Raw genomic sequence first — 23,511 nt, forward strand, 5'->3', positions numbered from 1 at the left:
GGTTGTGGAAGGAGAAGTCTTCTCCATTCATGTTTGTACTTTTTTGGCCTTTATACGCCAGAAACCCGGCTTATGCCTGACGCATAGGCCGGGTTTCTCGACAGACTGAGCCTCTGCGCATGCAGAGGCTTTCATTTTACAGATGTTATCGATTTGCACTTGACTTTCTCGATATTCGAGATATAATGAAAGCACAGAAACTCGATATTCGAGATTGAGGTGAGGAGCCATGCCGAGAGCCAAGTTTCAGACGCTGACCGAGCAGATGTTCTATGTGCTGTTGTGCTTGCGGGAGGAGTGCTACGGCATTGATATTTTCGACAAGGTATCGGCCATGACGCAGGGACGTGTCACAGTCGGTTCAGGCACGATGTACAATTTGCTTGAGCAGTTTTTGGAAGCGGAGATGATTCGCGAGGTGAACGTGGACGGCCGCCGCCGCAGCTACCTTCTGACCGACAAGGGGAGGGAGAGACTCGAACAGGAATATCAGCGGCTGCGCGCACAGATGATGGACTATGAACGGGCTTTTGGAAAGGAGGCGCCGTGATGAGAAAGACCAAACGCAGAATGGAAACGCTGTCCTTTTATGATCGTACGGGCGTCGAGCGGCATTTGGAGAAAATGGCCGCCAAGGGCTGGATGATCGATCGCGTGACCGGCCTTGGCTGGGTCTATCGCCGCATTGAGCCGAAAAAGCTGCGGTTTGCCGTTACCTATTATCCCAAAGCGTCCGATTTTGACCCCAGCCCGACCGAAGGCCAGCAGGTGTACCATGCGTTCAGCGCGCATGCGGGCTGGCAGTATGTGTGCAGCTGGGCGCAGATGCAGATTTTCTGCACCGACCAACCCGATCCTGTACCGATCGAGACCGACCCGGAACTGGAACTCGAAACCATCCATGCCGCGATGGTAAAGGGTTTTCTGGTGCCATACGGTATCCTGCTGGCCATCGGACTGTGGTGGAGCGCGATGTTGGTGCATGACATAGGGAATGACCCGATCGGGTTGTTTTCCAGCGTGACCAATCTATTTCTGGGGGTGGTGTGGCCGCTGCTCGCGTTGTTGTGTATTGTCGAGATTATCGCTTACCTGTGCTGGCGCGCCCGCGCACGCAAAGCGGCGGTGCGCGGCGAGTTTGTCGATACGCCCAACACACGCCTGTTTCAGCGCATCATATTCATGGTGTGCTCGGCAGCGTTTGCAATGCAGATACTCTACAATGTGACCACCGGTTCGCCGCTGTTGCGCGTGGTCAGTATTGTAATGGTGCTGTATATGATCGTGCTGACTGGTGTGGTGCAGGGGGTCAAGCAGCTGCTCAAGCGCAAAAAGGTGTCGCGCGGGGTTAACCGAGCAGTCACTTTGGCGGTGGATGTGGTGCTCGCGTTCGGTATGATGGCCGCCATTGTGTTCGGCACGATTCGCGCAACCCAAAACGGCTGGCTGGACAGAAATCTCACTGCGGATGAACCGCCGCTGACGCTTGCCGACCTGTGGGGCGATGAACTGCCGGAGGCGGCATATCAGTCCAGTTGGACGGAAGATGTCTCGCCAATTGTTGCCGTGTGCGATGGCAGAGAGTGGGGCTCCGCGAACGGTGCGGATGTGTTCATCCCGACGCTCGACTACACGGTTACCGAAGTCAAACTGCCCGCGCTGTACGACCGATGCCGTGCACAGCGCCTTGCTGAGCAGGAGGATGACCGCTCACTGGAAGGCTTCCGAAAAACCTGTCAGCCGTGCGACGCTGCGCCATGGGGCGCAAACGAAGCATGGCAAATGGGCTGGCAGGACACCGGGCTGAGCGACCACTATCTGCTGAGCTATGCGGACTGCATTGTGGAGATCCGGTTCAGCTGGACACTGACCGATGCGCAGAAAGCACTGGTCGGTGAAAAGCTGGGCAATCTATAACGATAGCTGCATGAAAAAGTCCCTCTGCCGCGAAAGCGGCAGAGGGATGATGCTTTTTATTGGGATAAATTTTAGAAAACGGCAACGACAGCGCCCTTGTAGGTGTCGTCGATGAACTGCTTGACCGTGTCGCTCTGAAGTGCCTTCTTGAGCGCCTGAATCTTGTCGCTGTTTTCGTCGCCGTTGCGGCAGGCAACCACGTTGACATAGACCTTGGCGTATTCCGGATTCTCGGTGATGAGCGAATCCTCCTTGGCGTTCAGGTCGGCCTGCAGCGCATAGTTGCCGTTGATAACCGCGAGGTCAACGTCCTGAAGCGAGCGCGGCAGCTGCTCCGCAGCGATTTCCTGAATGTCGAGGTTCTTCGGGTTTTCCACAATGTCCAGCTTGGTTGCATCCGAAGTCGGGTCGATGCCGTCCTTGAGCGTAATCAGACCGGCATCCTGCAGCAGAAGCAGCGCGCGGGTCTCGTTCGAACCGTCGTTCGGAACCGCAACGGTCGCACCGTCGGCCAGTTCTTCGAGGGTTGCGGTCTTGCCGGGATAGATGCCGAACGGCTCATAGTGCATCTCGATGGCGGAAATCAGATCGGCGTTGTTTTCCTTGTTAAAGTTGTTCAGATAGGGGATGTGCTGGAAGTAGTTTGCGTCCAAGTCACCGTCCACCAGTGCGGTGTTGGGCTGTACATAGTCGGTGAACTCCACAACGTTGAGCGTCCAGCCGTCCTCGGCCAGAAGATCCTTCGCGGCGTTGAGGATTTCCGCGTGCGGTGTGGGGGACGCGCCGACCGTGATGGTCTTGTCATCCGAGGCGTTGGCATCGGAGGTCTGTGCGTCGTTACCGCCGCCGCAGGCGGCCAGCGCGGACAGGCAGAGTGCGCCTGCCAGCAGTGCTGCAATTTTCTTCTTCATGGGAATCTCTCCTTTTCTACAGGTGTTTTATCAAATTTTTTGATAACAAAGTAAGGGAATTAGCGGTTGCGCTTGTCCAGATGGCGCGCAAGCCACATGCCGCAGACTTGGAAAATCTGCACGACAATGACAATAATGATAACGGCTACCAGCATGATCTCAAAATTATAGCGGTTGTAGCCGTAGTTGACGGCCACCGTGCCCAGACCGCCGCCGCCAATGAAGCCTGCCATTGCGGAGTAGCCGAGGATAGTGACGATCGAGATTGCGCCGCCTACCATCAGAGAGGGTTTGGCTTCGGGGACGAGCACCTTCCAGACAATTTGCCACGGGCTGGCGCCCATGGATTGTGCCGCTTCAATGACGCCAAACGGCACTTCCTTGATGGAGGACTCGACCATACGGGCAACATAGGGCGCGGCCGCTACGGTCAGCGGCACGATCATTGCGGTGGTACCGATGGCCTTGCCTGCAATCGCGCGCGTCATCGGGGTAATCATGACCGCGAGAATGAGGAACGGAATCGAGCGCAGAATATTAACGATGACACCGAGCACCGTGTTGAGTACTGGCATCGGGCGAATGCCGCCTTTATCGGTCACGACCAGCAGCAGGCCGAGCGGCAGGCCGATCAGATAGGAAACCGCGGTCGACACAATGACCATATATAAGGTTTCCCACAGGCTCTGGGCCCAAAGTTCAGGTGAAAGCATCGGCGTCGCCCTCCTCTACATGCACATTCTGGGTTTCAAGGTACGCCAGCGCGCGCTTTGCCGCGCGTTCGTCCTCGGGAAGTTGCAGAATCATCTGGCCGTAGGCGCGGCCGTCAATATCCTTGGTGTCCGCGAACATGATGTTGACCGGCGCCTTACATTCAAGTACCATATTCGACACCACCGGTTCAAACGATGAGTTGCCGTCGAACACGATGCGGCAGTAGTGCTTGCCGGTGGCCAGCTTGTCCCGCTTACCGTCCGGATAGATGAGCTGCTTGGCCATTGCCGACTGTGGGCGGGTGAACACCTGATCGACCGTACCCATCTCTGCGATGCGGCTGGAATCAATGATTGCCACGCGCTGACAGATTTCCTCGATGACTGCCATTTCATGCGTGATGACAATGATGGTAATGCCAAGAGTCTTGTTGATTTCCTTTAAAAGCGCGAGGATGGAGCGTGTGGTGGTTGGGTCAAGCGCGCTGGTGGCCTCGTCGCACAGCAGGATTTTCGGGTTGGTCGCCAGCGCGCGGGCGATGGCAACGCGTTGCTGCTGGCCGCCCGAAAGCTGGGACGGATAATTATCCGCGCGGTCGCTCAGGCTGACGATCTCGAGCAGCTCATGCGCACGCTTTTCTGCATCCGCCTTTTTCATGCCCGCAATTTCGAGCGGGAAGCAGATGTTTTGCAGTGCGGTGCGCTGCTGCAGCAGGTTAAACTGCTGGAAAATCATGCCCATCGAACGGCGTGCTTCAAGAAGAGCCTTTTTGGACAGCGCGCCAAGCTCCTGACCGTCCACGGTAACCGTGCCTTCGGTCGGCTTTTCCAAAAAGTTGATGCAGCGGACAAGTGTGCTTTTGCCCGCACCGGACAGACCGATGATGCCAAAGATTTCGCCGCGGCGGATATCCAAATTGACGCCGTCCAGTGCGGTGACTGTGCCGGCCCGTCCGCGGAAGGTTTTATTCAGGTTTTGGATGCGTACAATGAAATCCTGTTCCAAGTCCATTCCCCCTTTTCAAAATAAAAGCGGAAAGCAAGGTATGCTTTCCGCTCGTTTTCCATCTGAACCGTGCCATGCCGCATGAAAAGCGGCCCGCTTACAGCTTGCAGCGTTAGCGCTGCATGGCAGAAAAACGAGCAAAACCGCACATCATGCACATGTTCATCCGAATAGACAGCATTGCGGCTTCCTCCTTTTCCTACGGTTTTGATAGATTTTATTCTCTGTGGTAATAGTGTATTCCATCGCGGGGGATTTGTCAAGTTATTTCTGCTTAAGGGGGTTAAATGCATGCGGGACTCAGTTTGCGCCATGATGGCCGTGGCCTTGACCGTTACCGGAACCATTGCCTGTACCCATGCCCGTGCCGTTGCCGGAACCACTGCCCGTGCCGTTACCGGAACTGGTACCTGTACCCGTGCCATTGCCGTTACCGGAACCGTTGCCTGTACCATTGCCGGCGCCGTTACCAGCCCCTGTGCCGTTGCCGGCATGGTGATAGCCTTCGCCGTACAGCCCCTGCGCCGCGGTAGGGTCAAGCGCAGCGATCCGATCGCGGATTTCACGCATGGTCAGTCCCTGCACGTCCTCAGGGGTGACGCTCGGGTCGAGCGACTGTAGAACGAGAAAGGCCTGATATTTGCCGAACGACAGCCCGGCCTCGTGCGCGTGCTCGAGTTCGTCGCTGTCGGCTGCATGGCAGTAGACGTTTCGGGTGCCCGCGGTGCAGGTCTGCGCCTGTGCCAGGATCGCATCCGCCTGACTCTGGTTGTCTCCGGCGACTGCGATGGACAGCACTTCGTTTCGTGCAAGGCAGTCCTCGATCGTCTGGTTTGCCAGCAGGCTGTTCAGCGCATCGGCATAATTCAGAAAGCGCACGTCGAGTGTTTCGGCCAGCGCTTCGCCCTCCTCACCGATGCCGTCAACCGAGATCACCTTATCAAATCGGTTGACCGCCAGCTCGACCGATGGGTTGATATCAATGCTGATGGCACAGGTGGGGGAGAAATAGGCCCAGTAGCCCGTGCCGCCGGCCACAATCAGCGCAAGGCAGGCGAAAGCCGCCGCCATGCGGCGCACTGTGCGCGGACGGGTTTTCGCTGCGCCGTAATCGTGTGTCTGTCGCGCAAGAAACGCGCGGGTGGACTGCCGGAGCGCTTCGTCCGCCGTGACCTTGTCCAGCGCGGTTTTCAGTTCGTCACGCATCGTCGTCCCCTCCTAGCGTTTCTCTTAGCGCCTGTTTGGCGCGGGTGAGCAGTGTATAAATCGTGTTGACATTCTTTTTGAGGATTTGGCTGATCTGTGGGGCGGTGTAGCCCTCATAATAATGCAGATAGACCACATCGCGGTACTTGGGAGGCAGTGCGAGCACTGCCTCAAGTACGGTGTGGTCCTGCTGCGTCAGTTCGGCGGGTTGGTCGAGCAGAGTATCGAGCGAAACGGTGCGGCTGCGGAAAAAGCTCTTGAGCAAATCCCGGCAGGCGTTGATCGTCACGCGGATGAACCACGCCTTTTCGTGCTCCTCGTTTTCAAACACAGCGGTGCTGAGCACATATTTCAAGAATACGTTTTGAAAGATGTCCTCCGTGTCGGCATGGTTTTTCAAATGGATCATACAGATCCGTCGGACGGTGTCCGCATACCGCTCGATCGCCCGATTTGCCTCCTGTTCGCTCCGCATTGTACCAACCTCTTATTGTTCTTCTGTTTACTTATCTGTTGCAGCCCTGTCCCTGACCGCGGCCGCAGCCGGTGCCGTAGTTATCGCATACGCCGTCGCCGTCTGCATCGACGAAGTACTGACCGCGGCCGGTGCCGTAGTTATCGCACACGCCGTCGCCGTTGGCGTCGACAAAATTCCGTCCGCGGCCGTAGCCGTGGCCCGCGGCGAATGCACCCGTAACTGCCATCGAGAGAACCAGAGCTGCGCTGATCGTACCCATTACCATCTTTTTCATATGAATTCCTCCTACATATTGTTGTCAGTGAATTTGGCTTGTCGTTTGTGCCTTTCACTACCAATACGACCGGCAAAGGAGAATCCATTCAAAATTCAAAAATTTTTTGAAAAAATTTTTTGGGGGCAAAAGGGAGGCACCGAAGCGCCTCCCTTGGCTGTCTGTTCTGATTTACTCAGCGGCTGCTTGCACGCCCGCCATATCCTGCACGGACTTGCAGGTCAGTTCCTTGCTGATTTTGCCCGCAAAGCCGGTCAACGTCTTGCCCGGACCGACCTCGCATGCGGTGGTCAGACCTGCCGCCATACCGTTTTTGACCAGCTGCGTCCAGCGCACGGGAGAGATCATGTGCTGCTCCAGATGCGCGGGCAGATCGGAGCAGTCCAGCACCTGACCGTCCAGATTGGAGTAAATGTCCATCTTCGGGGCGGCAAAGGTGAAATCCGAAACATACGCGCGCAGTTCCGCTGCGGCCTTCGCCATCAGAGGGGTGTGGAATGCGCCCGATACCGCGAGCGGTACCGCGCGGCGTGCGCCTGCGGCCTTGCAGTTCTCGACCGCTTCGGCCAGCGCGGCCTTTTCGCCCGCGATGACCAGCTGACCGGGGCAGTTGTAGTTGACCGGACGCACGATGCCGCTCGTCACAGCTGCGCACGCGGCTTCAATCTTTTCGTCGTCCAGACCGAGGATGGCCGCCATGCCGCCGTCGATCGAGTCCGCAGCCTGCTGCATGAGCTTGCCGCGCATCGAGACAATCTTAACGCCGTCCGCGAGCGTTACCACGCCTGCCGCGGCAAGCGCGGTGTACTCGCCCAGCGAGAAGCCCGCCGCAGCCTTGAACGTTACGCCTGCTTCGGTGAGCGCCGCCAGCGCCGCCATCGAGTGCGTGAAAATCGCAATCTGGCTGTTCTCGGTGCGCGACAGGGTTTCCTTGTCGCTGTCAAAGCAGAGCTTTGCAACGTCCAGCCCGGCACCGTCGCTTGCTTCCTCAAAAACCAGCTTGGCAGCCTGCGAGTTTTCATACAAATCCTTGCCCATGCCGGGCGCCTGCGCGCCCTGACCGGGGAAAAATGCAAAACCGTATTCCATGTTCCGTTCCTCCAAAAATCGCTGTCAAACCTCGGAAAAGGTTGACATTTTCGTGTCCTTTTATTATAATAGTCAAGGATTACTTTGTCAATCAAACTATTGTCGCTTTTCCACGCTTTGGGAGAGCGATTTGAACTTTTGGGGAGCGTGGAAATCATCAACAGCCAACTCATCGGCACGGGTTCGTGCATTCCGGATTTTGTACTCACCAACGCGATGCTCGAAACCATGGTGGACACCAGCGACGAATGGATCGTCAAGCGCACGGGTGTCAAAGAGCGGCGCATTGCGAAAAATACCCACACGTGGGAGCTTGCCCTCGGCGCGGCGCAGAACGCGCTGACGGATGCGGGCATTGCGGCGGAAGAGCTGGACCTGATTCTGGTCAGCACCTGCACGCCGGACACCAACACCCCGAACACCGCAAGCGTTTTGCAGGACAAGCTGGGCGCGCGGCAGGTGGGCGCAATTGATATCAACAACGCCTGTGCGGGCTTTGTTTCCGCAACCGACATCGCGGACAGCTATATCAAGGCGGGTAAGGCCAAGACCGTGCTGGTCGTTTCGGCGGAGACGCTGCACCGCATCACGGACTATACCGACCGTTCGACCTGCATCCTGTTCGGTGATGGCGCGGCAGCGGCGGTTTACCGCGCGGTCGAAAATGAGAATGTCGGCATCCAGTCCACCTTTATCGCGGCGGACGGCTCGGGTGCGGAGTATTTATATATGGAAGCGCTGCCGGTTGAGGACCCGTTTGCAGCCGAACGTCCGGTGGACCCCAAGGCGCGTTTCCTCAAGATGCAGGGCGCGGCGGTCGTGCGCTTTACCGCACATGCCGTACCGCTGGCAATCGACACGGCCTTGCAGCGCGCGGGCGTGTCCGCGGAGGAAATCGACTGGGTTGTGCCGCATCAGGCAAACCTGCGCATCCTCGACGTGATTGCCAAGCGCTATCATCTGCCCAAGGAGAAGGTCTATGTCAATATGGACCGTTTCGGAAACACTTCCTCGGCTTCTGTGCCGATTTGTCTGGACGAAATGCGGAAAAACGGCTTGCTGCAGGCAGGGCAGACCATTGTATGCACCGGATTCGGCGGCGGTCTGACCTACGGCGCATTTGTACTGAAACTGTAAAGGAGAGAGTTTAATGAAAACCAAGATTACAGAATTGCTCGGTATCGAGTATCCGGTTGTGCAGGGCGCAATGGCGTGGGTTGCGGAGCATCATCTTGCAGCGGCGGTATCCAAGGCTGGCGGTCTCGGCATCATTGCCGGCGGCGCGGCTCCGGTTGATTACATCCGCGACGAGATTCGCAAGGCCCGTGCCATCACGGATAAGCCGCTGGGTCTGAACATCATGCTGCTCTCTCCGAATGCGGACGACCTCGCGCAGCTCGCCATCGATGAAAAAATCGAGGTGCTGACCACAGGCGCGGGCAATCCGGGCAAATATATGGAAAACTGGAAAAATGCCGGTATTAAGGTCATGCCGGTTGTCGCATCGGTAGCGCTGGCCAAGCGCATGGAGCGCGCGGGTGCGGACGCTGTTATCGCGGAAGGCATGGAGGGCGGCGGCCACATCGGTGAGCTGACGACCATGCCGCTGGTTCCGCAGGTGGTCGACGCGCTGAGCATCCCGGTCGTTGCGGCCGGCGGCATCGCGGACGGCCGCGGCATGGCGGCGGCGTTCATGCTGGGCGCCGAGGGCGTGCAGTGCGGTACGGTGTTCCTTGCCTCCGACGAGTGCTATATTTCGGAAAAGTATAAGGAGCTGGTCCTCAAGGCGACCGATATCTCGACCGTTGTAACCGGCCGTCCGTCCGGTCATCCGGTGCGCTCGCTCAAGACCCCGATGGCGCGCAAATGCCTCGAACTGGAGAAGATTAACACCGATAAGTCGCTCGAGGAGCTGGAGGCCGCGACCGCAGGCTCGCTGCGTAAGGCGGTGCAGGACGGCAACTACGAGGAAGGCACCTTTATGTCCGGCCAGATCGCGGGCATGCTCAAGGAGCTTCGTCCGTGCGCGGATATCATCCGCGGCATGACGAATGAGGCCGAGGAACTGATGAAGAACGCTTACAAGCGTTTTGAATAAGGAGAAAAACGATGGGAATTGCAATCGTTACCGGCGGCTCGCGCGGCATCGGCGCGGCTATTTCGGAAAAATTGGCCGCAGAGGGCCATGATGTTGTCATCAACTGCGCTTCCTCGGTCGAAAAGGCGGAGGCAGTCGCGGAAAAGTGCCGTGCGCACGGCGTGAAGGCCGTTGTCAAGCAGTGGGACGTTTCGGATTACGAAGCCTGCGGCAAGGCGCTCAAGGAAATCAAGGAAGAAATGGGTGTGCCTTATATTCTGGTCAACAATGCGGGCATCACGCGCGACGGCCTGATGGTTCGTATGAAGGAAGATCAGTTTGATGCGGTCATCAAGACCAACCTCAAGGGCGCGTTCAATATGATTAGCCAGTGCGGCGCGATGATGATGCGTGCCAAGCAAGGCCGCATCATCAATATCGCTTCGGTTGCCGGCATTGCGGGCAACCCGGGCCAGATCAACTATTCTGCCGCCAAGGCGGGCCTGATCGGCATGACCAAGACCGCCAGCAAGGAGCTTGGCGCGCGCGGCATCACGGTCAACGCAGTTGCCCCCGGCTTTATAGATACGGATATGACGCAGGTGCTGCCGGACGCCGTTAAGGAAGGCGCTGTCAAGCAGATTTCGCTCGGCCGCTTCGGCAAGCCTGAGGAAATTGCAGGTGTGGTTGCGTTTCTGGCGTCAGACGCGGCAAGCTACGTCACCGGTCAGGTCATTGTGGCCGACGGCGGTATGATTTGAATGAGTTTCGCGGCAGGCTTAGGCCGCAGGGAGTATGAGGGAAAAAAGGAGATGCTTTGATGGAACGAGTAGTCATCACCGGTATGGGCGCAATCACGCCGGTTGGCAATGACGTGGAGACGTTTTGGGCATCGCTCAAGGCCGGTAAGTGCGGCGTTGGGCCGATTACCAAGTTTGACGTATCCGATTTTAAGGTAAAGCTGGCCGCTGAGGTCAAGGATTTTGATGTGACCCAGTATGTGGATAAGCGTGAGGCGCGCCGCATGGACATTAACTGCCATTTTGCGCTGGCCGCAGCACAGCAGGCGGTTGAACAGGCGGGCCTGACGGAGGGCAATTTTGACCCCTACCGTACGGGCGTTATCTATGGTTCGGGCGTGGGCGGCTTGCAGATTGCCGAGCAGGAGATTCCCAAGCTGAACGAAAAGGGTCCGGGCCGCGTGTCTCCGCTGTGCATCCCTGAGATGATCGCCAATATGGCGGCCGCCTATATCTCGATGCGCTTCGGTTTCAAGGGCGAGAATTTCTGCCCGGTATCCGCTTGTGCAACCGGTAACCATGCGATCGGCGAGGCGATGCGAACCATCCGTCACGGCTATCAGGATGTTGTGATTTGCGGCGGTACTGAGAACGGCATCATTCCGATCTCGATGGCGGGCTTCCAGAATATGAAGGCGGTACACATGGGCGATGACCCGACCTGTGCATCCATTCCGTTTGACGCACGCCGCTCGGGCTTTGTCATGGGCGAGGGTGCGGGCTGTCTCGTACTCGAGAGCCTGTCGCACGCCGAGGCGCGCGGCGCAACCATTCTGGCAGAGGTTGCAGGCTACGGTGCGTCGGGCGACGCTTACCATATCACCAGCCCTTCGCCGGACGGCGAAGCGGCGGCGCATGCCATTCTGGGCGCGATTACGGATGCGGGCCTGACCCCGGCGGACGTGGATTATATCAACGCGCACGGCACTTCGACTGCGCTCAACGAAAAATATGAAACCATCGCCATTAAAAAGGCGTTTGGCGATGAGGCGTATAAGGTCAAGATTTCCTCGACCAAGTCGATGACCGGCCACCTGCTTGGCGGCGCGGCGGCGGTGGAGGCAATTGCCTGCGTCATGGCAATTCGTGACGGCATCATTCCGCCGACCATCGGCTATCAGGAGGCCGATCCGGAATGCGATCTGGACATTACGCCCAACAAGGCAGTCGAGATGCCGGTGAATGTGGCGATTTCCAACGCGCTGGGCTTTGGCGGACACAATGCCTGCATCCTGATTAAGAAGGTGTAAGATATGGATATCAAGGAACTCAAAGACGTTGCCGTCGAGCTGATGGATGCGCTCAAGACCAGAGGCTTGGGCGAGGTTGAGCTGGAGATGGACGACGTAAAAATCAAGATTAAATCCGCGCCGCCGGCGCCGGTGGTTCCGGTCGCGGCCGCGCCGGTTGCAGCGGCACCCGCTGCTGCGCCTGCCGCTGCCGGGGAGTCTGCGTCTGCTGCACAAGCAGCCGAGGAATTGCCCGCGGGCACGCCGGTCAAAAGTCCGCTGGTGGGTACGTTCTATTCTTCTCCGGCACCGGATGCGCCGCCGTTTGTACTGGTCGGCCAGAAGGTCAAGGAAGGCGACACACTGTTCATCATCGAAGCGATGAAGACCATGAACGAGATCAAGGCGCCGTGCGACGGCACGGTCGTGCGCATTTTGGCGCAGCCGGGCGATATGGTCGAGTATAACCAGACGGTTGTTATCATTGAATGAGGTTTAGGGGGCTTATCAAAGCCCCCTGTCTTGAATAAAAAGCAATTAGATTGATAAAATCGCTTGCGCTGGATGAGAAAGAGGTATAAGATATATGCTGAATAAAGAACAGATCATGGAGATCCTGCCGCACCGTCCTCCCATGCTGTTGGTGGACGAAATCCTCGAAATGGATGAGGAGCACGCGGTTGGTACACTGCACCTGACGGGCGATGAGTTTTTCTTCCAAGGGCACTTCCCGGGCAACCCGATCATGCCTGCGGTGTTCCGCTTGGAGGCGCTGGCTCAGGTCGGCGGCGTGGCGCTGCTGTCCATTCCGGAGTTTCGCGGCAAGACCGCGGTGTATACCGGTATCGACAAGGCCAAATTCCGCGCGATGGCAAAGCCGGGCGATACGCTGCGGTTGGAGGTCAAGTTCATCAAGCGCCGCGGCCCGATGGCGGTAGCCGAGGGCGTTGCCTGGGTGGGCGACCAGAAGGCTGCCGAGGCGGAGATCAAGTGCATGGTCATCATGGACTGAGGCGGGGAAAAACATGTTTCAAAAGGTACTCATTGCGAACCGCGGAGAAATTGCGGTCCGCATCATTCAGGCGTGCCGCGACTTGGGTGTGATTTCGGTTGCGGTGTACTCCGAGGCTGACCGTGAAGCGCTGCACGCGCAAATTGCGGACGAAGCGGTGTGCATCGGTCCGGCCCGCGCGGCGGATAGCTATCTGAATATGGATAACATCATCTCGGCGGCGCTCGCGTCGGGTTGTCAGGCGATTCATCCGGGCTTTGGCTTTTTGTCCGAAAACCCGGATTTTGCCGAGCGTACCACGCAGGCCGGTCTGGCCTTCATCGGTCCGACCGCCGCGACCATCCGTCTGATGGGCGATAAGTCCGAGGCCAAGCGCAATGCCATTGCGGCAGGCGTGCCGGTTGCACTCGGCACAGACGGCCCGCTGCGCGATTTTGACGAAGCGCTGTCCGAGGCTGAGCGCATTGGTTATCCGGTGATGCTCAAGGCGGCCTCCGGCGGCGGCGGCAAGGGCATTCGTGTGGCGCAGGACGTACGCGGGCTTAAAGACGCATACGACAGCGCGGCGGCGGAAGCGGTTGCAAACTTTGGCGACGGCCGCCTGTACATGGAAAAATACATTCATAATCCGCGCCATATCGAGGTGCAGATTTTGGGCGACAGCTTCGGCAATGTGGTGCATCTGTTCGAGCGCGAGTGCTCGGTGCAGCGCCGCCACCAGAAGCTGATCGAGGAAAGTCCGTCGGCCTTTGTCACACCCGAACTGCGTGCGAAAATGACCAAGGCGGCAGTGGATCTGGCAAAGCGCGTGGGCTACCGCAACGCAGGCACCATTGAATTTCTGGTTGACAATGACCGCAACTTCTATTTCTGCGAGATGAATACCCGCATTCAAGTCGAGCATCCGGTCACCGAGCAGGTGACTGGCGTTGACCTTGTGTGTGAGCAGATCCGCGTGGCGGCAGGTGAGCCGCTGTCCTTCACGCAGGACGATCTGGAGCTGCGCGGTCATGCGATTGAATGCCGCATCAATGCGGAGGATCCGTCGCGTGACTTCGCGCCCTGCCCGGGCACACTGGTGTCCATGCACCTGCCGGGCGGACCGGGCGTGCGCATGGATACGGCGGCGTATCAGGGCTATAAGATTCCGCCGTTCTACGATTCCATGATAGGAAAGCTGATTGTCTATGGGGCGGACCGGCAGCAGGCGATTGCCCGTATGCGCCGCGCGCTGGCGGAAACGCTGTTCGAGGGCGTCGTGACCGGCACGGACTATCAGATGCACATTCTGCGTTCCAAAGCGTTTGAGGACGCGGAGTTTAACGCCAATTCGATTGCAAACGGAGATTTTGAGCGATAAAAGAGGGGAGGAAGCGCCATGCTGCTTGATTTATTCCAGAAAACGCGGGAGACCTCTATGGAGATGAAGCCACAGGAGGAAACGGGCGTCAAGGTGGTCAAGTGCAAAGGCTGCGGCGCGGAGCTGAAAGCCTATGCTTATGGTAAAAACCTGTATGTGTGCCCGCATTGCGGCCGGTACGGGCGGCTGCTCGCGCGCACGCGCATCCGTCAGATTGCGGATAAGGACAGCTTTATGGAGCTGTATGCCGATCTGGCGCCTGCCGACCCGATTGATTTTCCGGGTTACGCGGACAAGGCGGCGCAGTTGGCTGAAAAGGTTGGCATGCCGGACGCAGTCAAGACCGGCGTGTGCCGCATCGGCGGAGTAGAGACCTGCATCGGTGTGATGGACAGTCATTTCATGATGGCATCCATGGGATCGGTGGTGGGCGAAAAGCTGACCCGCCTGTTTGAATACGCGACCGAAAAGGGTCTGCCTGTGGTGCTGTTCACCTGTTCGGGCGGTGCGCGCATGCAGGAGGGCATGTTCTCTCTGCTGCAAATGGCCAAGGTTTCGGCGGCGGCGCGTCGGCACTCAGACGCAGGGCTGTTGTATATCACTGTGCTGACCGACCCGACCACCGGCGGCGTCACTGCGTCGTTTGCCATGCTGGGCGATATTATTCTCGCTGAGCCGCGTACGACCATCGGCTTTGCCGGACGGCGCGTTATCGAAGGCACAATCGGCGAGACGCTGCCGGATGATTTTCAGTCATCCGAGTTCTTGCTTTCGCACGGCTTCTGTGATAAAATAGTTCCGCGAAACAAGCTCAAGGGTACGCTCGAGACGCTTCTCAAGCTCCATCGACAGCCCAAACCAAAGAAACGGCAGGTGTGGCACTATGGCGAATAAACCTGCAAGTGAAAAAATGCGCATCATCCATGACCCCAAGCGTCCGCAGATTGAGGATTATATTGGTGAACTGTTTACCGACTTTGTCGAGCTGCACGGCGACCGATACTTTGGCGAGGACCACGCAATCTGCGCGGGTGTGGCGATGTTTAACGGCATGCCGGTGACCGTCATCGGCCATCGCAAGGGCAAGACGACCGAGGAAAAAATGGCGGCGAACTTCGGCATGGCCAATCCGGAAGGCTACCGCAAGGCGTTAAGACTTGCGCATCAGGCGGAGAAATTCCATCGTCCTGTGATTTGTCTGGTCGATACGACCGGCGCATTTCCGGGCGTGGGCGCGGAAGAGCGCGGACAGGGAGAGGCGATTGCCCGCTGCCTGTATGAGTTTATCGAACTGCGCACGCCGGTCATCTCAATTGTGACGGGCGAAGGCGGTTCTGGCGGTGCGTTGGCACTGGCTGTGGCCGATCGTGTGCTGATGCTGGAAAATGCATTGTATTCGGTCATTTCGCCGCGCGGCTGCGCATCCATCCTGTGGAAAGATCCCAGCCGTGAGGCCGAGGCTGCGGATACCCTGTGTATTACCGCGCAGGATCTATATAATTTCGGCATGATTGAAGGCATTGTACCGGAAGGGCAGACGAACGCACAGCTTATCCGCAACGTGGGTCGTGCGCTGCGCGATCAGCTTGCAGAGCTGGCTGCCGAGCCGGATATGGATACGATGCTGCAAAAACGGTATGAAAAGTTCCGCAAAATCGGGATTTTCAGACAAATAAATCAAGATGAAAATGAAGGAGTGTAATTCCCATGTTTGAAAAGGTTTGCGAGATCCTGGCTGACAAGTTCGACGCCGACGCTTCCACTATGACCATGGATACCAAGGTAAAGGAAGATCTGAACGCGGACTCTCTGGACGTTGTTGAGCTGATGATGGACCTCGAGGAGAACTTCGGCGTAACGATCTCCGACGAAGAGGCTACTCAGATGAGCACCATCGGTGACATTGTCAAGTATATCGAGGAGCATCAGAACTAATTTGCTGCAAAGCAGGAAAAGGGCTTCGGAACTCTGTGGTTCCGAAGCCCTTTTTGTGCCTGCGTTATTGGTCCTCAAGTTGGAAGGTGACGCGCCAATCACCTTGGATGGGAGTTCCGGCTACCGAACCGTAGAGCACCGGTATACAGCCGGAAAGCGCACTTTGCGGCAGGGCATAGACGGTTTCTGTATAGTGTAAGCCGCTGTCGGTATAGCTGTACGAGGCACTGATAGTGACCGGCTGACCGTTTGCGTCAAGCAGCTCCAGCAGGCCGCTGGCACCGGCTGCTTCGTCTGTACACAATTGCAGGTGCAGCTGGCCATTTTCATATGTGGCGGCGGATATACTGAATAGACCATCCTCACTTTTCCAGAGCGGTATCTGCGGAGCAAGAAAATCATAGCTTTGCGGTGTTTCGGTGCCGTCCGGTAAGCTGCAGCTGCTCAATATATGAGATTGCACGGCTGCCTTGGTCGGTACATCGGACAGAGAAACCGGCAACTCTTCGCCGTCCAGACGGGACAGAACCGGGGATATGGTGCCGACCGAAAAGGTCAGTGGATCCGATGTATCGAGCGTGCGGTTGAGCACAGAAAATTCGGCGAAAAAGGTTGCGGTTTGGGTGCCTTCGTCCCAATCCAGCAACTGATAACTGCCGCCGCCCTGTGTCCAGTCATCGATCCGATAATCATCCAGCCATAGGTCGTCGGCTGTCAGGCGATTGCTTTGTGTATCCTGCAAAGTAAAGACGATACAGACCGTATGCCCTTCCAAATAGGCGGATTCCACTTGCAGCGTGATGCCGTTCTGCGTGCAGGACTGCTCCACCGGGGACAGAAAGCGGGATACCGCGGCGTATAACGCAGGAAGCTGATCGGTAATGTGCAGGGCAGCTGCCGTGCTGCCCAACGCAATCACTGCAGCAAGCGCCACAGCGGTGCCGCGTCGCAGGCGGTGCTTGGGATGATAGCCCTGCTGGATGCGCGTCAGCGTATCGCTGACCAGCGTATCAGACGGTGTGATGCGGTCATTCATGCTGCGGTAGGTGTGTTCAAAGTTCATCGTCGCTCTCTCCTTTCAGCAGGTCGCGGAGCTGCGCGCGGGCGCGGGTCAGCCGCGTGCGGATGGCGGATGGCTTTTCGCCCGTCATGCGTGCAATTTCCTCGGCGGAATAACCCTCATAGTAAAACAGATGTACCGCGGCGCGGTATTTAGGGGATATCCGGCGCAGCGCGTCATCCAGTGCGCGTTCCTCCGGTGCGGGGAACGGGATGCGCTCGTCGAGTGGTACATCATGCCGCCGCCACGCCGCTCGCCAGTGACTTTTCAGACAGTTGAGCGTTACGCGCAGTATCCATGCTTTTTCATGATCTTCGCTGTCAAATACCGGCCAATGCTGTGTCACGCGCAGAAATACTTCCTGAAAGATGTCATCCGCGTCGTGCTGGCTGCGCGTTTGTGCGTAGGCCAGCCGGTAGACAGTGTTTCCATAATCGTGAATCAGCTGTTCCGGGGTTTTGTCTGTCATGCGCCCCCGCCTCCTTTCACTGAGAATACGCCGCAGGTTGTGCGATCGCTACAGATTTTACCGGATTTTTATTGCAAAGCATGATACGGTCTGGTATCATGAATGCATCAAAGGAGGGATTGAGATGGACGAGAATCTGGAAGGAATCCATCGGCCGATTTATCACAATCTATGGATATATTGGCTGATGCAGCTGATTGCGTTGGTGCTGTTGCCGTTTGATCACATCATCGCCTCGCTTATGGGGTTTGTGGCGGGAGTGATACAGCTGTATGAGGTGTATGCAATGCGTGATGTGTCGGACGGCATGGGACGTGCATGGCGTACAATGTTACTCAGCCTTATACTGACCTTTGGTGGTTTGATCCTGACGATTTTGGCGATTGGATCGGCGCTGAGCATTCTGCTGCTTTTGGTTACGCTGGCAGGGCTGATCGTCATGATAGTGGCAGATTACTATTTCTATTTCGCATTGGATGAGTTGATTTTGCCCCGTGGCTATTCATATCCGCTGGGACGTATCCGCTGGTGCTTCTGGCTGTCACTGATCGGTGGAATCATTGCCACAATTGTGGGAGCGGTATCCCCATTTTTGGCGCTTGTGGTAAAGATTGTTATGGCCGCGGTGATCATTTGGCTGCTGTGGCAGTATTTGCAGGCAGTCAAAGCAAAAGAAGGCTGTTAATAGCAAAAAGAGGACGGAATTTCCGTCCTCTTTTTGTTTAGATGCTATAGAGGGCTCAGCCCTGTACCGCGATAACCTCTACCTCAACCTTTGCGTCCATCGGCAACGCCGCAACCTGTACGCAGGAACGAGCCGGTGCGCTTTCGGGGAAGTACTTGCCGTACACGCCGTTGAATGCCGCAAAGTCATTCATATCCGCGAGGAAGCAGGTGGTCTTGATGATGCGGTCGAACGAAACGCCGCCTTCAGCCAGCACGCAACGCAGATTTTGCATGACCTGTTCGGTCTGCTCCTCGATGGTGGTTGCTTCAATTTTGCCGGTGCTGGGGTTAATCGGGATCTGGCCCGAGGTGAAAATCATCTTGTTTGCTACGATGGCCTGGGAATACGGGCCAACCGCTGCGGGTGCGAGATCTGTATGTAGTACTTGCTTAATAGACATGAGGAAACTCCTTTGCTACGATAAAATAAATTACTTTTTGCCGCCCTTAGCCTTTTTCAAGCGTTCGGTATTGGACAGGATCTTTTTGCGGATACGCACGCTCTTGGGGGTGATTTCCAGCAGTTCATCATCCGAGATAAACTCAAGCGCAGCCTCAATCGACATCTGACGCGGTGGAATCAGGCGCAGTGCGTCGTCCGAACCGGAGGCGCGCATATTGGTCAGCTGCTTTTTCTTGCAGACGTTGACCGCCATATCGTCGCCGCGCGGATTCTCACCGATGACCATGCCTTCATACACCGGCGTGCCCGGCCCAATAAACAGCGGGCCGCGCTCCTGTGCGTTGAACAGGCCATAGCCAACGGCTTCGCCCGTTTCAAACGCAATCAGAGAACCGGTGGTGCGTTTCTGAATATCGCCCTTGTACGGCTGGTAGCTGTGGAATACCGAGCTGAGCACGCCTTCGCCCTTGGTGTCGGTCAGGAACTCGGTGCGGTAGCCAAACAGACCGCGCGCCGGAATCAGGAACTCCAAACGCATACGGTCTGCGCCCTTGGGGTTCATCGAAACCAGCTCGCCCTTGCGGCTGCCCATCTTTTCCATGATAGCGCCAACCGCATCCTGCGGCACATCTGCAATCATGCGCTCGACCGGCTCGCACTTGACGCCGTCAATTTCCTTGAACAGTGCCTTGGGTGCGCCAACCTGGAACTCATAGCCCTCGCGGCGCAGATTTTCAATCAGAATGGACAGATGCATTTCGCCGCGGCCACAGACGCGGAACGCATCGGTTGTGTCAGTTTCGTTGACACGCAGTGATACGTCCTTGAGAAGCTCACGGAACAGGCGCTCGCGCAGGTGACGCGAGGTGACGAATTTGCCTTCCTTGCCGGCAAACGGCGAATCGTTGACCGAGAAGGTCATTTCCACCGTCGGCTCGGAAATCTTGACGAAGGGCAGCGGCTCAACATGCTCCGGGTCGCACAGCGTTTCACCGATGGTAACATTCTCGATACCGGAGAAGCATACGATTTCGCCCGCCTTGGCTTCATCCACCGGCTTGCGATCCAGCTCTTCGATGGTGTAGAGCGTGACAACCTTAGCGTTGTACGGCTGGGTTGCGCCGTGATAGTCACAGACCATGACCTGCTGGCCGACCTTCACCGAACCGCGCTCGATACGGCCGATGCCGATACGACCGACATATTCGTTGTAGTCAATCGAAGAAACCAGCATCTGGGTCGGGCCTTCGGTGTCGACCTGCGGCGCCGGGATATGCTCGAGGATCTGCTCAAACAGCGGGGTCAGGTCGGTGCCCTCGGTGTTCGGGGACATGGATGCGGTACCCGCACGGCCGGAACAGTAAACAATCGGGCTGTCCAGCTGTTCATCAGAGGCGTCGAGGTTGAGCAGCAGCTCGAGTACCTCATCGCCGATTTCGCCCAGACGCGCGTCCGGACGGTCAATTTTGTTGATGGCAATGATAATCTTGTGACCGAATTCCAGCGCCTTCTGGAGGACGAAACGGGTCTGGGGCATCGGGCCTTCCGCTGCATCGACCAGCAGCACAACGCCGTCCACCATCTTGAGGATACGCTCGACCTCGCCGGAAAAGTCCGCGTGGCCCGGGGTATCAACGATGTTGATTTTCACACCCTTGTAATGTACCGAAGTATTTTTTGCCAGAATGGTGATGCCGCGTTCACGCTCGATGTCGCCCGAGTCCATGACGCGCTCTTCCACCACCTGATTTTCACGGAATGCGCCTGCCTGCTTGAGCATCTGGTCGACCAGCGTGGTCTTGCCGTGGTCAACGTGTGCAATGATGGCAATGTTGCGCAAATCGTTACGAACCATATCTATTCCTCCATCTGCGGGTAATTTTCGTGCAGATATTATTATACCCGCTTTTTGGTAGGTTTTCCACCTGTGTTATCATCAAAATTCACGTCAAATATGCGCACAAAACTGGCAATTTTGGCGCGTTTGCGCCTGTATGCACGAATTTGTACGACCGGCTCGGATACCTTGACAGCGGTAAGGCCGCACAGTATACTCAAAGTAGCAAAGGCAGTCGGAAACCATCATGAATATGTAAAAAGGAGGATGACTGATGTCTGGACAGGGCAAGAAACTTTTGTGTGCGGTGCTGACAGGAGCAATGTGCCTGGGTGCTGCGGGGGCGGCAGGCACAACGGGGGATTTGACACCCAAGGGCGCGCGGGCATATCTGGATGCAATTGTGCAGCTGCAGGAAAAGTATGGGACGGCGTCAACAGCGTCGAAGGATAGTCCGTTGAGCGGCATGTGGCAGGGACTTTCGCTGGCGCAGCTGGTGGATTTTGACGGCGACGGCACGCCCGAGCTTTACTGCGGCAGCTTTAGTGGCCAGCACCTGTATACCTACGACGGCGGACTGGTAGATTTGAAGATTCCCGAGCGGGTGAGTAACTTCGGTACGGATGTTTCGCCCACTACGCTGCTGTACATTGATGCGGATAAGGCGTATTTGGTGGACGGCTATGAGGTGATGAACGGCGGCGAGGTACAGTATCTGACCAAACAGGGCAATCAGATGACGGCGGCGCTCACCTATGTGGATGCAATTGGTGAAAATCCGGATGGGACATGGGGCGCACATATCTGCACTGTTAACGGACAGCCGGTTTCGAACGAGGAATTGAAATCCGTGTTGGCACAGCTGACCGCGGGCATGACGGAAAAGAACTACTCCTATTGGAACACTCCGTCGGCGCAGGACAGCGTGCAGGGCACGGTGCAGCAGACAATCACTGCGCTGCGTACGCTGACCAACCCGACGGCGGTGGTTTCTTCGCACAAGGTGACGATCGATGGTGAGCCTGTATCACTGGCGGCGTATGAAATTGGCGGCAACAACTATTTCAAGCTGCGCGATTTGGCACAGGCGCTGTCCGGCACAAATGCACAGTTCGAGGTGGCATGGAACGGTGCGGCGCAGCGCATTGACTTAACGGCTGATACGGCTTACACACCGGTGGGCGGTGAGTTGGCCGCGCTTCCGACGGACAGCAGAGCGGCAGCGCTGACCGAGGCATCGGTCTATCTGGGGGACACGGCGCTCGACCTCACCGCTTACGAGATCGGCGGCAACAACTATTTTAAGCTGCGTGATTTGGGCGCGGCGCTGGATTTTGATGTGCAGTGGGATGGTGCTGTGCAGACCGTGGCCATTGATACGAATGCGCCTTATACGGAATCATGACAGACAAAGCGGCGGTCTGCTGAGGTAGGCTGCCGCTTTGTCTGATGTGCACATTTGTGGACGGAGATCATCTTGCCCGAATACAAGGGGATTGACCATTTTTCTGTGGAAACACGGCGCAAAATATGCTATAATAAGTTCGCAATATAGACCAGAGATAGAGGAATACCATATGAAAGGAATTATTCTTGCTGCGGGAAAAGGCTCGCGTCTGTATCCGATGACACGGCCGGTGTGCAAGCCTTTGTTGCCGGTATACGACAAACCGATGATCTATTATCCGCTGGCGGTGCTGCTGCAGGCGGGCATTCGCGACATTCTTATTATCATTCCGCCGGGAGAGGAAGGTCCGTTTTATCGGCTGCTTGGTTCGGGCGGACGTTTCGGTGTGCATATCACTTATGAGGTGCAGGAAGTGGCACGCGGTATCGCGGACGCACTGCTGATCGGCGAACAGTTTATTGGTGAGGATGATGTCTGCCTCGTATTGGGAGATAATATCTTCTATTCGCCGGATTTTGAGAGCTATTTGCAGCAGGCGCTGCGTCTGGGGCAGGGCGCCTGTGTATTCGGCTATCATGTGGATGATCCGCGCGCATTTGGCGTGGTGGAATTTGATGAGGAAGGCCGTGCTGTGTCGATTGAGGAGAAGCCGCGTTATCCCAAATCCAATTATATTGTCCCCGGACTTTATTTCTATGATAATTCGGTCATGGAAATTGCGCATAATCTCAAGCCGTCCGCACGCGGCGAACTGGAAATTACGGATGTGAACCTGGAATATTTGCGCCGAGGCGAACTGCGTGTGGTGAAGCTGGATGAGGATTTTGTCTGGCTGGACGCCGGCACGGCGGATAATCTGCTCGATTCGGCGCAGGAGGTCAAGCGTGTGCAGGATGAAAGTGGTCGTTATATCGCCTGTCTGGAGGAAATTGCATATCAGCGGGGCTATATCAGCCGCCAGACGCTGCAGCGGCATGCATCTGATTTGGCAAAAACACTGTACGGACAGTATTTGCAGTGTCTGTAAAGGAGTCTAATGATAATGGCAGTTTATACAGAAACAAAAACCTATCGTACTCGCGCGCATATGGGTATGATCGATGTAACCGATGATTTTCGTGCTGCGGTGCGCAATGCCTGCCGCGAAACCGGTATGAAGTCCGGTATCATCACCGGTTTTACAACCGGTGGTGTAGCGGGACTGACTACCCTGGAGTTTGAACCGGGCATGGTACATCATGATCTCAAGGCCGCGATGGACGTGTTCTCCCCCTATACAGATGAAACCGGCCGCGTGATTCATTATCATCATCACGACACATGGCATGATGATAACGGTTCGTCGCACATCAAGGCGGCGCTGCTTTCACCGTTTATTGTCATTCCCTTTGTCGAAGGGGAAATCACCATTGGCCCATGGCAGAATCTGACGCTAGTCGAGTGCGATACTCGCGACCGCACGCGCGACATCGTTTTTCAAGTGATGGGTGAGTAAAACGGCATATGCAAACCCGGCAGCCGAATGGCTGTCGGGTTTTTGTATTTTTGGAGAAAAGAGAATAGATAGAAAAAGACCGCAGAGCAAATGCTCTGCGGCCTTT

General features: G+C 56.6%; 27 protein-coding genes. 16 read left to right on the forward strand and 11 right to left on the reverse strand.

The window, feature by feature from the left end; genetic code table 11:
* Positions 1–229 precede the first annotated feature (229 nt).
* Positions 230–550 carry a PadR family transcriptional regulator gene (locus ACTQ34_RS12290; RefSeq protein ID WP_441364078.1) on the forward strand — a complete coding sequence of 107 codons (321 nt, stop codon included), beginning with the start codon at positions 230–232 and terminating at the stop codon, positions 548–550.
* Complete coding sequence (locus ACTQ34_RS12295) at positions 550–1,917, forward strand: DUF2812 domain-containing protein (protein WP_441364079.1); 1,368 nt, start codon at positions 550–552, stop codon at positions 1,915–1,917. The genes ACTQ34_RS12290 and ACTQ34_RS12295 overlap by 1 nt, the downstream gene beginning before the upstream one ends.
* 71 nt (positions 1,918–1,988) lie before the next feature.
* Here ACTQ34_RS12295 and ACTQ34_RS12300 read toward each other — a convergent pair whose 3' ends face one another.
* From ACTQ34_RS12300 to fabD, 7 genes are all read right to left on the reverse strand, one after another.
* Entirely contained in the window at positions 1,989–2,828 is an 840-nt protein-coding gene (locus ACTQ34_RS12300) for a MetQ/NlpA family ABC transporter substrate-binding protein (protein WP_441364080.1), read from the reverse strand.
* A 59-nt stretch (positions 2,829–2,887) separates the two neighbouring features.
* Positions 2,888–3,541 (reverse strand): methionine ABC transporter permease, encoded by a 654-nt coding sequence (locus ACTQ34_RS12305; protein ID WP_373166023.1) that lies wholly within the window; start codon positions 3,539–3,541, stop codon positions 2,888–2,890.
* Positions 3,528–4,547, reverse strand: a complete 1,020-nt coding sequence (locus ACTQ34_RS12310; protein WP_441364081.1) for a methionine ABC transporter ATP-binding protein — start codon at positions 4,545–4,547, stop codon at positions 3,528–3,530. Before ACTQ34_RS12310 ends, ACTQ34_RS12305 begins: the two co-directional genes overlap by 14 nt.
* 300 nt (positions 4,548–4,847) lie before the next feature.
* Positions 4,848–5,753, reverse strand: a complete 906-nt coding sequence (locus ACTQ34_RS12315) for an anti-sigma-I factor RsgI family protein (RefSeq protein WP_441364082.1) — start codon at positions 5,751–5,753, stop codon at positions 4,848–4,850.
* A complete protein-coding gene (locus ACTQ34_RS12320; protein WP_441364083.1) occupies positions 5,746–6,228 on the reverse strand; it encodes an RNA polymerase sigma factor in 483 nt (160 codons plus the stop codon). Before ACTQ34_RS12320 ends, ACTQ34_RS12315 begins: the two co-directional genes overlap by 8 nt.
* A 31-nt stretch (positions 6,229–6,259) precedes the next feature.
* Positions 6,260–6,505 (reverse strand): hypothetical protein, encoded by a 246-nt coding sequence (locus tag ACTQ34_RS12325; RefSeq protein ID WP_441364084.1) that lies wholly within the window; start codon positions 6,503–6,505, stop codon positions 6,260–6,262.
* A gap of 171 nt (positions 6,506–6,676) precedes the next feature.
* On the reverse strand, positions 6,677–7,594 hold the full coding sequence (fabD, locus tag ACTQ34_RS12330; RefSeq protein WP_302665877.1) for an ACP S-malonyltransferase: 918 nt from the start codon (positions 7,592–7,594) through the stop codon (positions 6,677–6,679).
* Between the two features lie 147 nt (positions 7,595–7,741).
* Between fabD and ACTQ34_RS12335 the strand changes: the two genes are divergently transcribed.
* The 10 genes from ACTQ34_RS12335 to acpP all read left to right on the forward strand — a co-directional run bounded on the left by ACTQ34_RS12335 (position 7,742) and on the right by acpP (position 16,007).
* Positions 7,742–8,731 (forward strand): beta-ketoacyl-ACP synthase III, encoded by a 990-nt coding sequence (locus ACTQ34_RS12335; RefSeq protein WP_441364085.1) that lies wholly within the window; start codon positions 7,742–7,744, stop codon positions 8,729–8,731.
* 13 nt (positions 8,732–8,744) lie between these two features.
* Positions 8,745–9,692: an enoyl-[acyl-carrier-protein] reductase FabK gene (fabK, locus tag ACTQ34_RS12340; RefSeq protein WP_441364086.1), complete on the forward strand. Its 948-nt coding sequence runs from the start codon at positions 8,745–8,747 to the stop codon at positions 9,690–9,692.
* An 11-nt stretch (positions 9,693–9,703) separates the two neighbouring features.
* Positions 9,704–10,432 (forward strand): 3-oxoacyl-[acyl-carrier-protein] reductase, encoded by a 729-nt coding sequence (fabG, locus tag ACTQ34_RS12345; RefSeq protein ID WP_441364087.1) that lies wholly within the window; start codon positions 9,704–9,706, stop codon positions 10,430–10,432.
* A gap of 56 nt (positions 10,433–10,488) precedes the next feature.
* On the forward strand, positions 10,489–11,721 hold the full coding sequence (fabF, locus tag ACTQ34_RS12350) for a beta-ketoacyl-ACP synthase II (RefSeq protein WP_441364088.1): 1,233 nt from the start codon (positions 10,489–10,491) through the stop codon (positions 11,719–11,721).
* A 3-nt stretch (positions 11,722–11,724) separates the two neighbouring features.
* Positions 11,725–12,192 carry an acetyl-CoA carboxylase biotin carboxyl carrier protein gene (gene accB, locus ACTQ34_RS12355; RefSeq protein WP_441364089.1) on the forward strand — a complete coding sequence of 156 codons (468 nt, stop codon included), beginning with the start codon at positions 11,725–11,727 and terminating at the stop codon, positions 12,190–12,192.
* 94 nt (positions 12,193–12,286) lie between these two features.
* On the forward strand, positions 12,287–12,712 hold the full coding sequence (gene fabZ, locus ACTQ34_RS12360; RefSeq protein ID WP_297275658.1) for a 3-hydroxyacyl-ACP dehydratase FabZ: 426 nt from the start codon (positions 12,287–12,289) through the stop codon (positions 12,710–12,712).
* A gap of 13 nt (positions 12,713–12,725) precedes the next feature.
* The gene (accC, locus tag ACTQ34_RS12365) at positions 12,726–14,072 is read left to right on the forward strand and encodes an acetyl-CoA carboxylase biotin carboxylase subunit (protein ID WP_441364090.1); all 1,347 of its coding nucleotides are present in this window, start codon (positions 12,726–12,728) and stop codon (positions 14,070–14,072) included.
* Between the two features lie 18 nt (positions 14,073–14,090).
* Positions 14,091–14,966 carry an acetyl-CoA carboxylase, carboxyltransferase subunit beta gene (gene accD, locus ACTQ34_RS12370; RefSeq protein ID WP_441364091.1) on the forward strand — a complete coding sequence of 292 codons (876 nt, stop codon included), beginning with the start codon at positions 14,091–14,093 and terminating at the stop codon, positions 14,964–14,966.
* Positions 14,956–15,774, forward strand: a complete 819-nt coding sequence (locus ACTQ34_RS12375; protein WP_441364092.1) for an acetyl-CoA carboxylase carboxyltransferase subunit alpha — start codon at positions 14,956–14,958, stop codon at positions 15,772–15,774. Before accD ends, ACTQ34_RS12375 begins: the two co-directional genes overlap by 11 nt.
* A 5-nt stretch (positions 15,775–15,779) precedes the next feature.
* Positions 15,780–16,007, forward strand: a complete 228-nt coding sequence (acpP, locus tag ACTQ34_RS12380; RefSeq protein WP_125115241.1) for an acyl carrier protein — start codon at positions 15,780–15,782, stop codon at positions 16,005–16,007.
* Positions 16,008–16,071: 64 nt separating this feature from the next.
* On the opposite strand, the gene ACTQ34_RS12385 is transcribed toward acpP, so the two are convergent.
* Positions 16,072–17,070: a hypothetical protein gene (locus tag ACTQ34_RS12385; protein WP_441364093.1), complete on the reverse strand. Its 999-nt coding sequence runs from the start codon at positions 17,068–17,070 to the stop codon at positions 16,072–16,074.
* Complete coding sequence (locus ACTQ34_RS12390) at positions 17,060–17,536, reverse strand: RNA polymerase sigma factor (protein WP_441364094.1); 477 nt, start codon at positions 17,534–17,536, stop codon at positions 17,060–17,062. Before ACTQ34_RS12390 ends, ACTQ34_RS12385 begins: the two co-directional genes overlap by 11 nt.
* Positions 17,537–17,660: 124 nt before the next feature.
* On the opposite strand from ACTQ34_RS12390, the gene ACTQ34_RS12395 reads away from it, so the two are divergent.
* Entirely contained in the window at positions 17,661–18,221 is a 561-nt protein-coding gene (locus ACTQ34_RS12395; RefSeq protein WP_441364095.1) for a hypothetical protein, read from the forward strand.
* A gap of 55 nt (positions 18,222–18,276) precedes the next feature.
* On the opposite strand, the gene ACTQ34_RS12400 is transcribed toward ACTQ34_RS12395, so the two are convergent.
* The gene (locus tag ACTQ34_RS12400; protein ID WP_441364096.1) at positions 18,277–18,663 is read right to left on the reverse strand and encodes a RidA family protein; all 387 of its coding nucleotides are present in this window, start codon (positions 18,661–18,663) and stop codon (positions 18,277–18,279) included.
* Positions 18,664–18,693: 30 nt separating this feature from the next.
* On the reverse strand, positions 18,694–20,520 hold the full coding sequence (gene typA, locus ACTQ34_RS12405; protein WP_441364097.1) for a translational GTPase TypA: 1,827 nt from the start codon (positions 20,518–20,520) through the stop codon (positions 18,694–18,696).
* Between the two features lie 256 nt (positions 20,521–20,776).
* Here typA and ACTQ34_RS12410 point away from each other — a divergent pair, with 256 nt between their 5' ends.
* From ACTQ34_RS12410 to ACTQ34_RS12420, 3 genes are all read left to right on the forward strand, one after another.
* The gene (locus tag ACTQ34_RS12410) at positions 20,777–21,907 is read left to right on the forward strand and encodes a hypothetical protein (protein WP_441364098.1); all 1,131 of its coding nucleotides are present in this window, start codon (positions 20,777–20,779) and stop codon (positions 21,905–21,907) included.
* Between the two features lie 172 nt (positions 21,908–22,079).
* The gene (rfbA, locus tag ACTQ34_RS12415) at positions 22,080–22,937 is read left to right on the forward strand and encodes a glucose-1-phosphate thymidylyltransferase RfbA (protein WP_441364099.1); all 858 of its coding nucleotides are present in this window, start codon (positions 22,080–22,082) and stop codon (positions 22,935–22,937) included.
* Between the two features lie 15 nt (positions 22,938–22,952).
* Positions 22,953–23,405 carry a YjbQ family protein gene (locus ACTQ34_RS12420; RefSeq protein ID WP_297275703.1) on the forward strand — a complete coding sequence of 151 codons (453 nt, stop codon included), beginning with the start codon at positions 22,953–22,955 and terminating at the stop codon, positions 23,403–23,405.
* Positions 23,406–23,511: the final 106 nt, after the last annotated feature.

The organism is Agathobaculum sp. LCP25S3_E8, from assembly GCF_052117165.1.
GTDB lineage: Bacteria > Bacillota > Clostridia > Oscillospirales > Butyricicoccaceae > Agathobaculum.

What these genes read in the sequence shown, in the direction of transcription:
- ACTQ34_RS12305 (WP_373166023.1), bottom strand. Translation starts at nt 3,541, where the DNA reads ATGCTTTCACCTGAACTTTGGGCCCAGAGCCTGTGGGAAACCTTATAT.
- fabG (WP_441364087.1), top strand. Translation starts at nt 9,704, where the DNA reads ATGGGAATTGCAATCGTTACCGGCGGCTCGCGCGGCATCGGCGCGGCT.
- ACTQ34_RS12315 (WP_441364082.1), bottom strand. Translation starts at nt 5,753, where the DNA reads ATGCGTGACGAACTGAAAACCGCGCTGGACAAGGTCACGGCGGACGAA.
- typA (WP_441364097.1), bottom strand. Translation starts at nt 20,520, where the DNA reads ATGGTTCGTAACGATTTGCGCAACATTGCCATCATTGCACACGTTGAC.
- fabZ (WP_297275658.1), top strand. Translation starts at nt 12,287, where the DNA reads ATGCTGAATAAAGAACAGATCATGGAGATCCTGCCGCACCGTCCTCCC.
- ACTQ34_RS12295 (WP_441364079.1), top strand. Translation starts at nt 550, where the DNA reads ATGAGAAAGACCAAACGCAGAATGGAAACGCTGTCCTTTTATGATCGT.
- fabK (WP_441364086.1), top strand. Translation starts at nt 8,745, where the DNA reads ATGAAAACCAAGATTACAGAATTGCTCGGTATCGAGTATCCGGTTGTG.
- ACTQ34_RS12400 (WP_441364096.1), bottom strand. Translation starts at nt 18,663, where the DNA reads ATGTCTATTAAGCAAGTACTACATACAGATCTCGCACCCGCAGCGGTT.
- ACTQ34_RS12385 (WP_441364093.1), bottom strand. Translation starts at nt 17,070, where the DNA reads ATGAACTTTGAACACACCTACCGCAGCATGAATGACCGCATCACACCG.
- ACTQ34_RS12420 (WP_297275703.1), top strand. Translation starts at nt 22,953, where the DNA reads ATGGCAGTTTATACAGAAACAAAAACCTATCGTACTCGCGCGCATATG.
- accD (WP_441364091.1), top strand. Translation starts at nt 14,091, where the DNA reads ATGCTGCTTGATTTATTCCAGAAAACGCGGGAGACCTCTATGGAGATG.
- rfbA (WP_441364099.1), top strand. Translation starts at nt 22,080, where the DNA reads ATGAAAGGAATTATTCTTGCTGCGGGAAAAGGCTCGCGTCTGTATCCG.
- ACTQ34_RS12300 (WP_441364080.1), bottom strand. Translation starts at nt 2,828, where the DNA reads ATGAAGAAGAAAATTGCAGCACTGCTGGCAGGCGCACTCTGCCTGTCC.
- ACTQ34_RS12320 (WP_441364083.1), bottom strand. Translation starts at nt 6,228, where the DNA reads ATGCGGAGCGAACAGGAGGCAAATCGGGCGATCGAGCGGTATGCGGAC.
- ACTQ34_RS12395 (WP_441364095.1), top strand. Translation starts at nt 17,661, where the DNA reads ATGGACGAGAATCTGGAAGGAATCCATCGGCCGATTTATCACAATCTA.
- ACTQ34_RS12290 (WP_441364078.1), top strand. Translation starts at nt 230, where the DNA reads ATGCCGAGAGCCAAGTTTCAGACGCTGACCGAGCAGATGTTCTATGTG.
- acpP (WP_125115241.1), top strand. Translation starts at nt 15,780, where the DNA reads ATGTTTGAAAAGGTTTGCGAGATCCTGGCTGACAAGTTCGACGCCGAC.
- ACTQ34_RS12410 (WP_441364098.1), top strand. Translation starts at nt 20,777, where the DNA reads ATGTCTGGACAGGGCAAGAAACTTTTGTGTGCGGTGCTGACAGGAGCA.
- accC (WP_441364090.1), top strand. Translation starts at nt 12,726, where the DNA reads ATGTTTCAAAAGGTACTCATTGCGAACCGCGGAGAAATTGCGGTCCGC.
- fabD (WP_302665877.1), bottom strand. Translation starts at nt 7,594, where the DNA reads ATGGAATACGGTTTTGCATTTTTCCCCGGTCAGGGCGCGCAGGCGCCC.
- ACTQ34_RS12390 (WP_441364094.1), bottom strand. Translation starts at nt 17,536, where the DNA reads ATGACAGACAAAACCCCGGAACAGCTGATTCACGATTATGGAAACACT.
- accB (WP_441364089.1), top strand. Translation starts at nt 11,725, where the DNA reads ATGGATATCAAGGAACTCAAAGACGTTGCCGTCGAGCTGATGGATGCG.
- ACTQ34_RS12325 (WP_441364084.1), bottom strand. Translation starts at nt 6,505, where the DNA reads ATGAAAAAGATGGTAATGGGTACGATCAGCGCAGCTCTGGTTCTCTCG.
- ACTQ34_RS12375 (WP_441364092.1), top strand. Translation starts at nt 14,956, where the DNA reads ATGGCGAATAAACCTGCAAGTGAAAAAATGCGCATCATCCATGACCCC.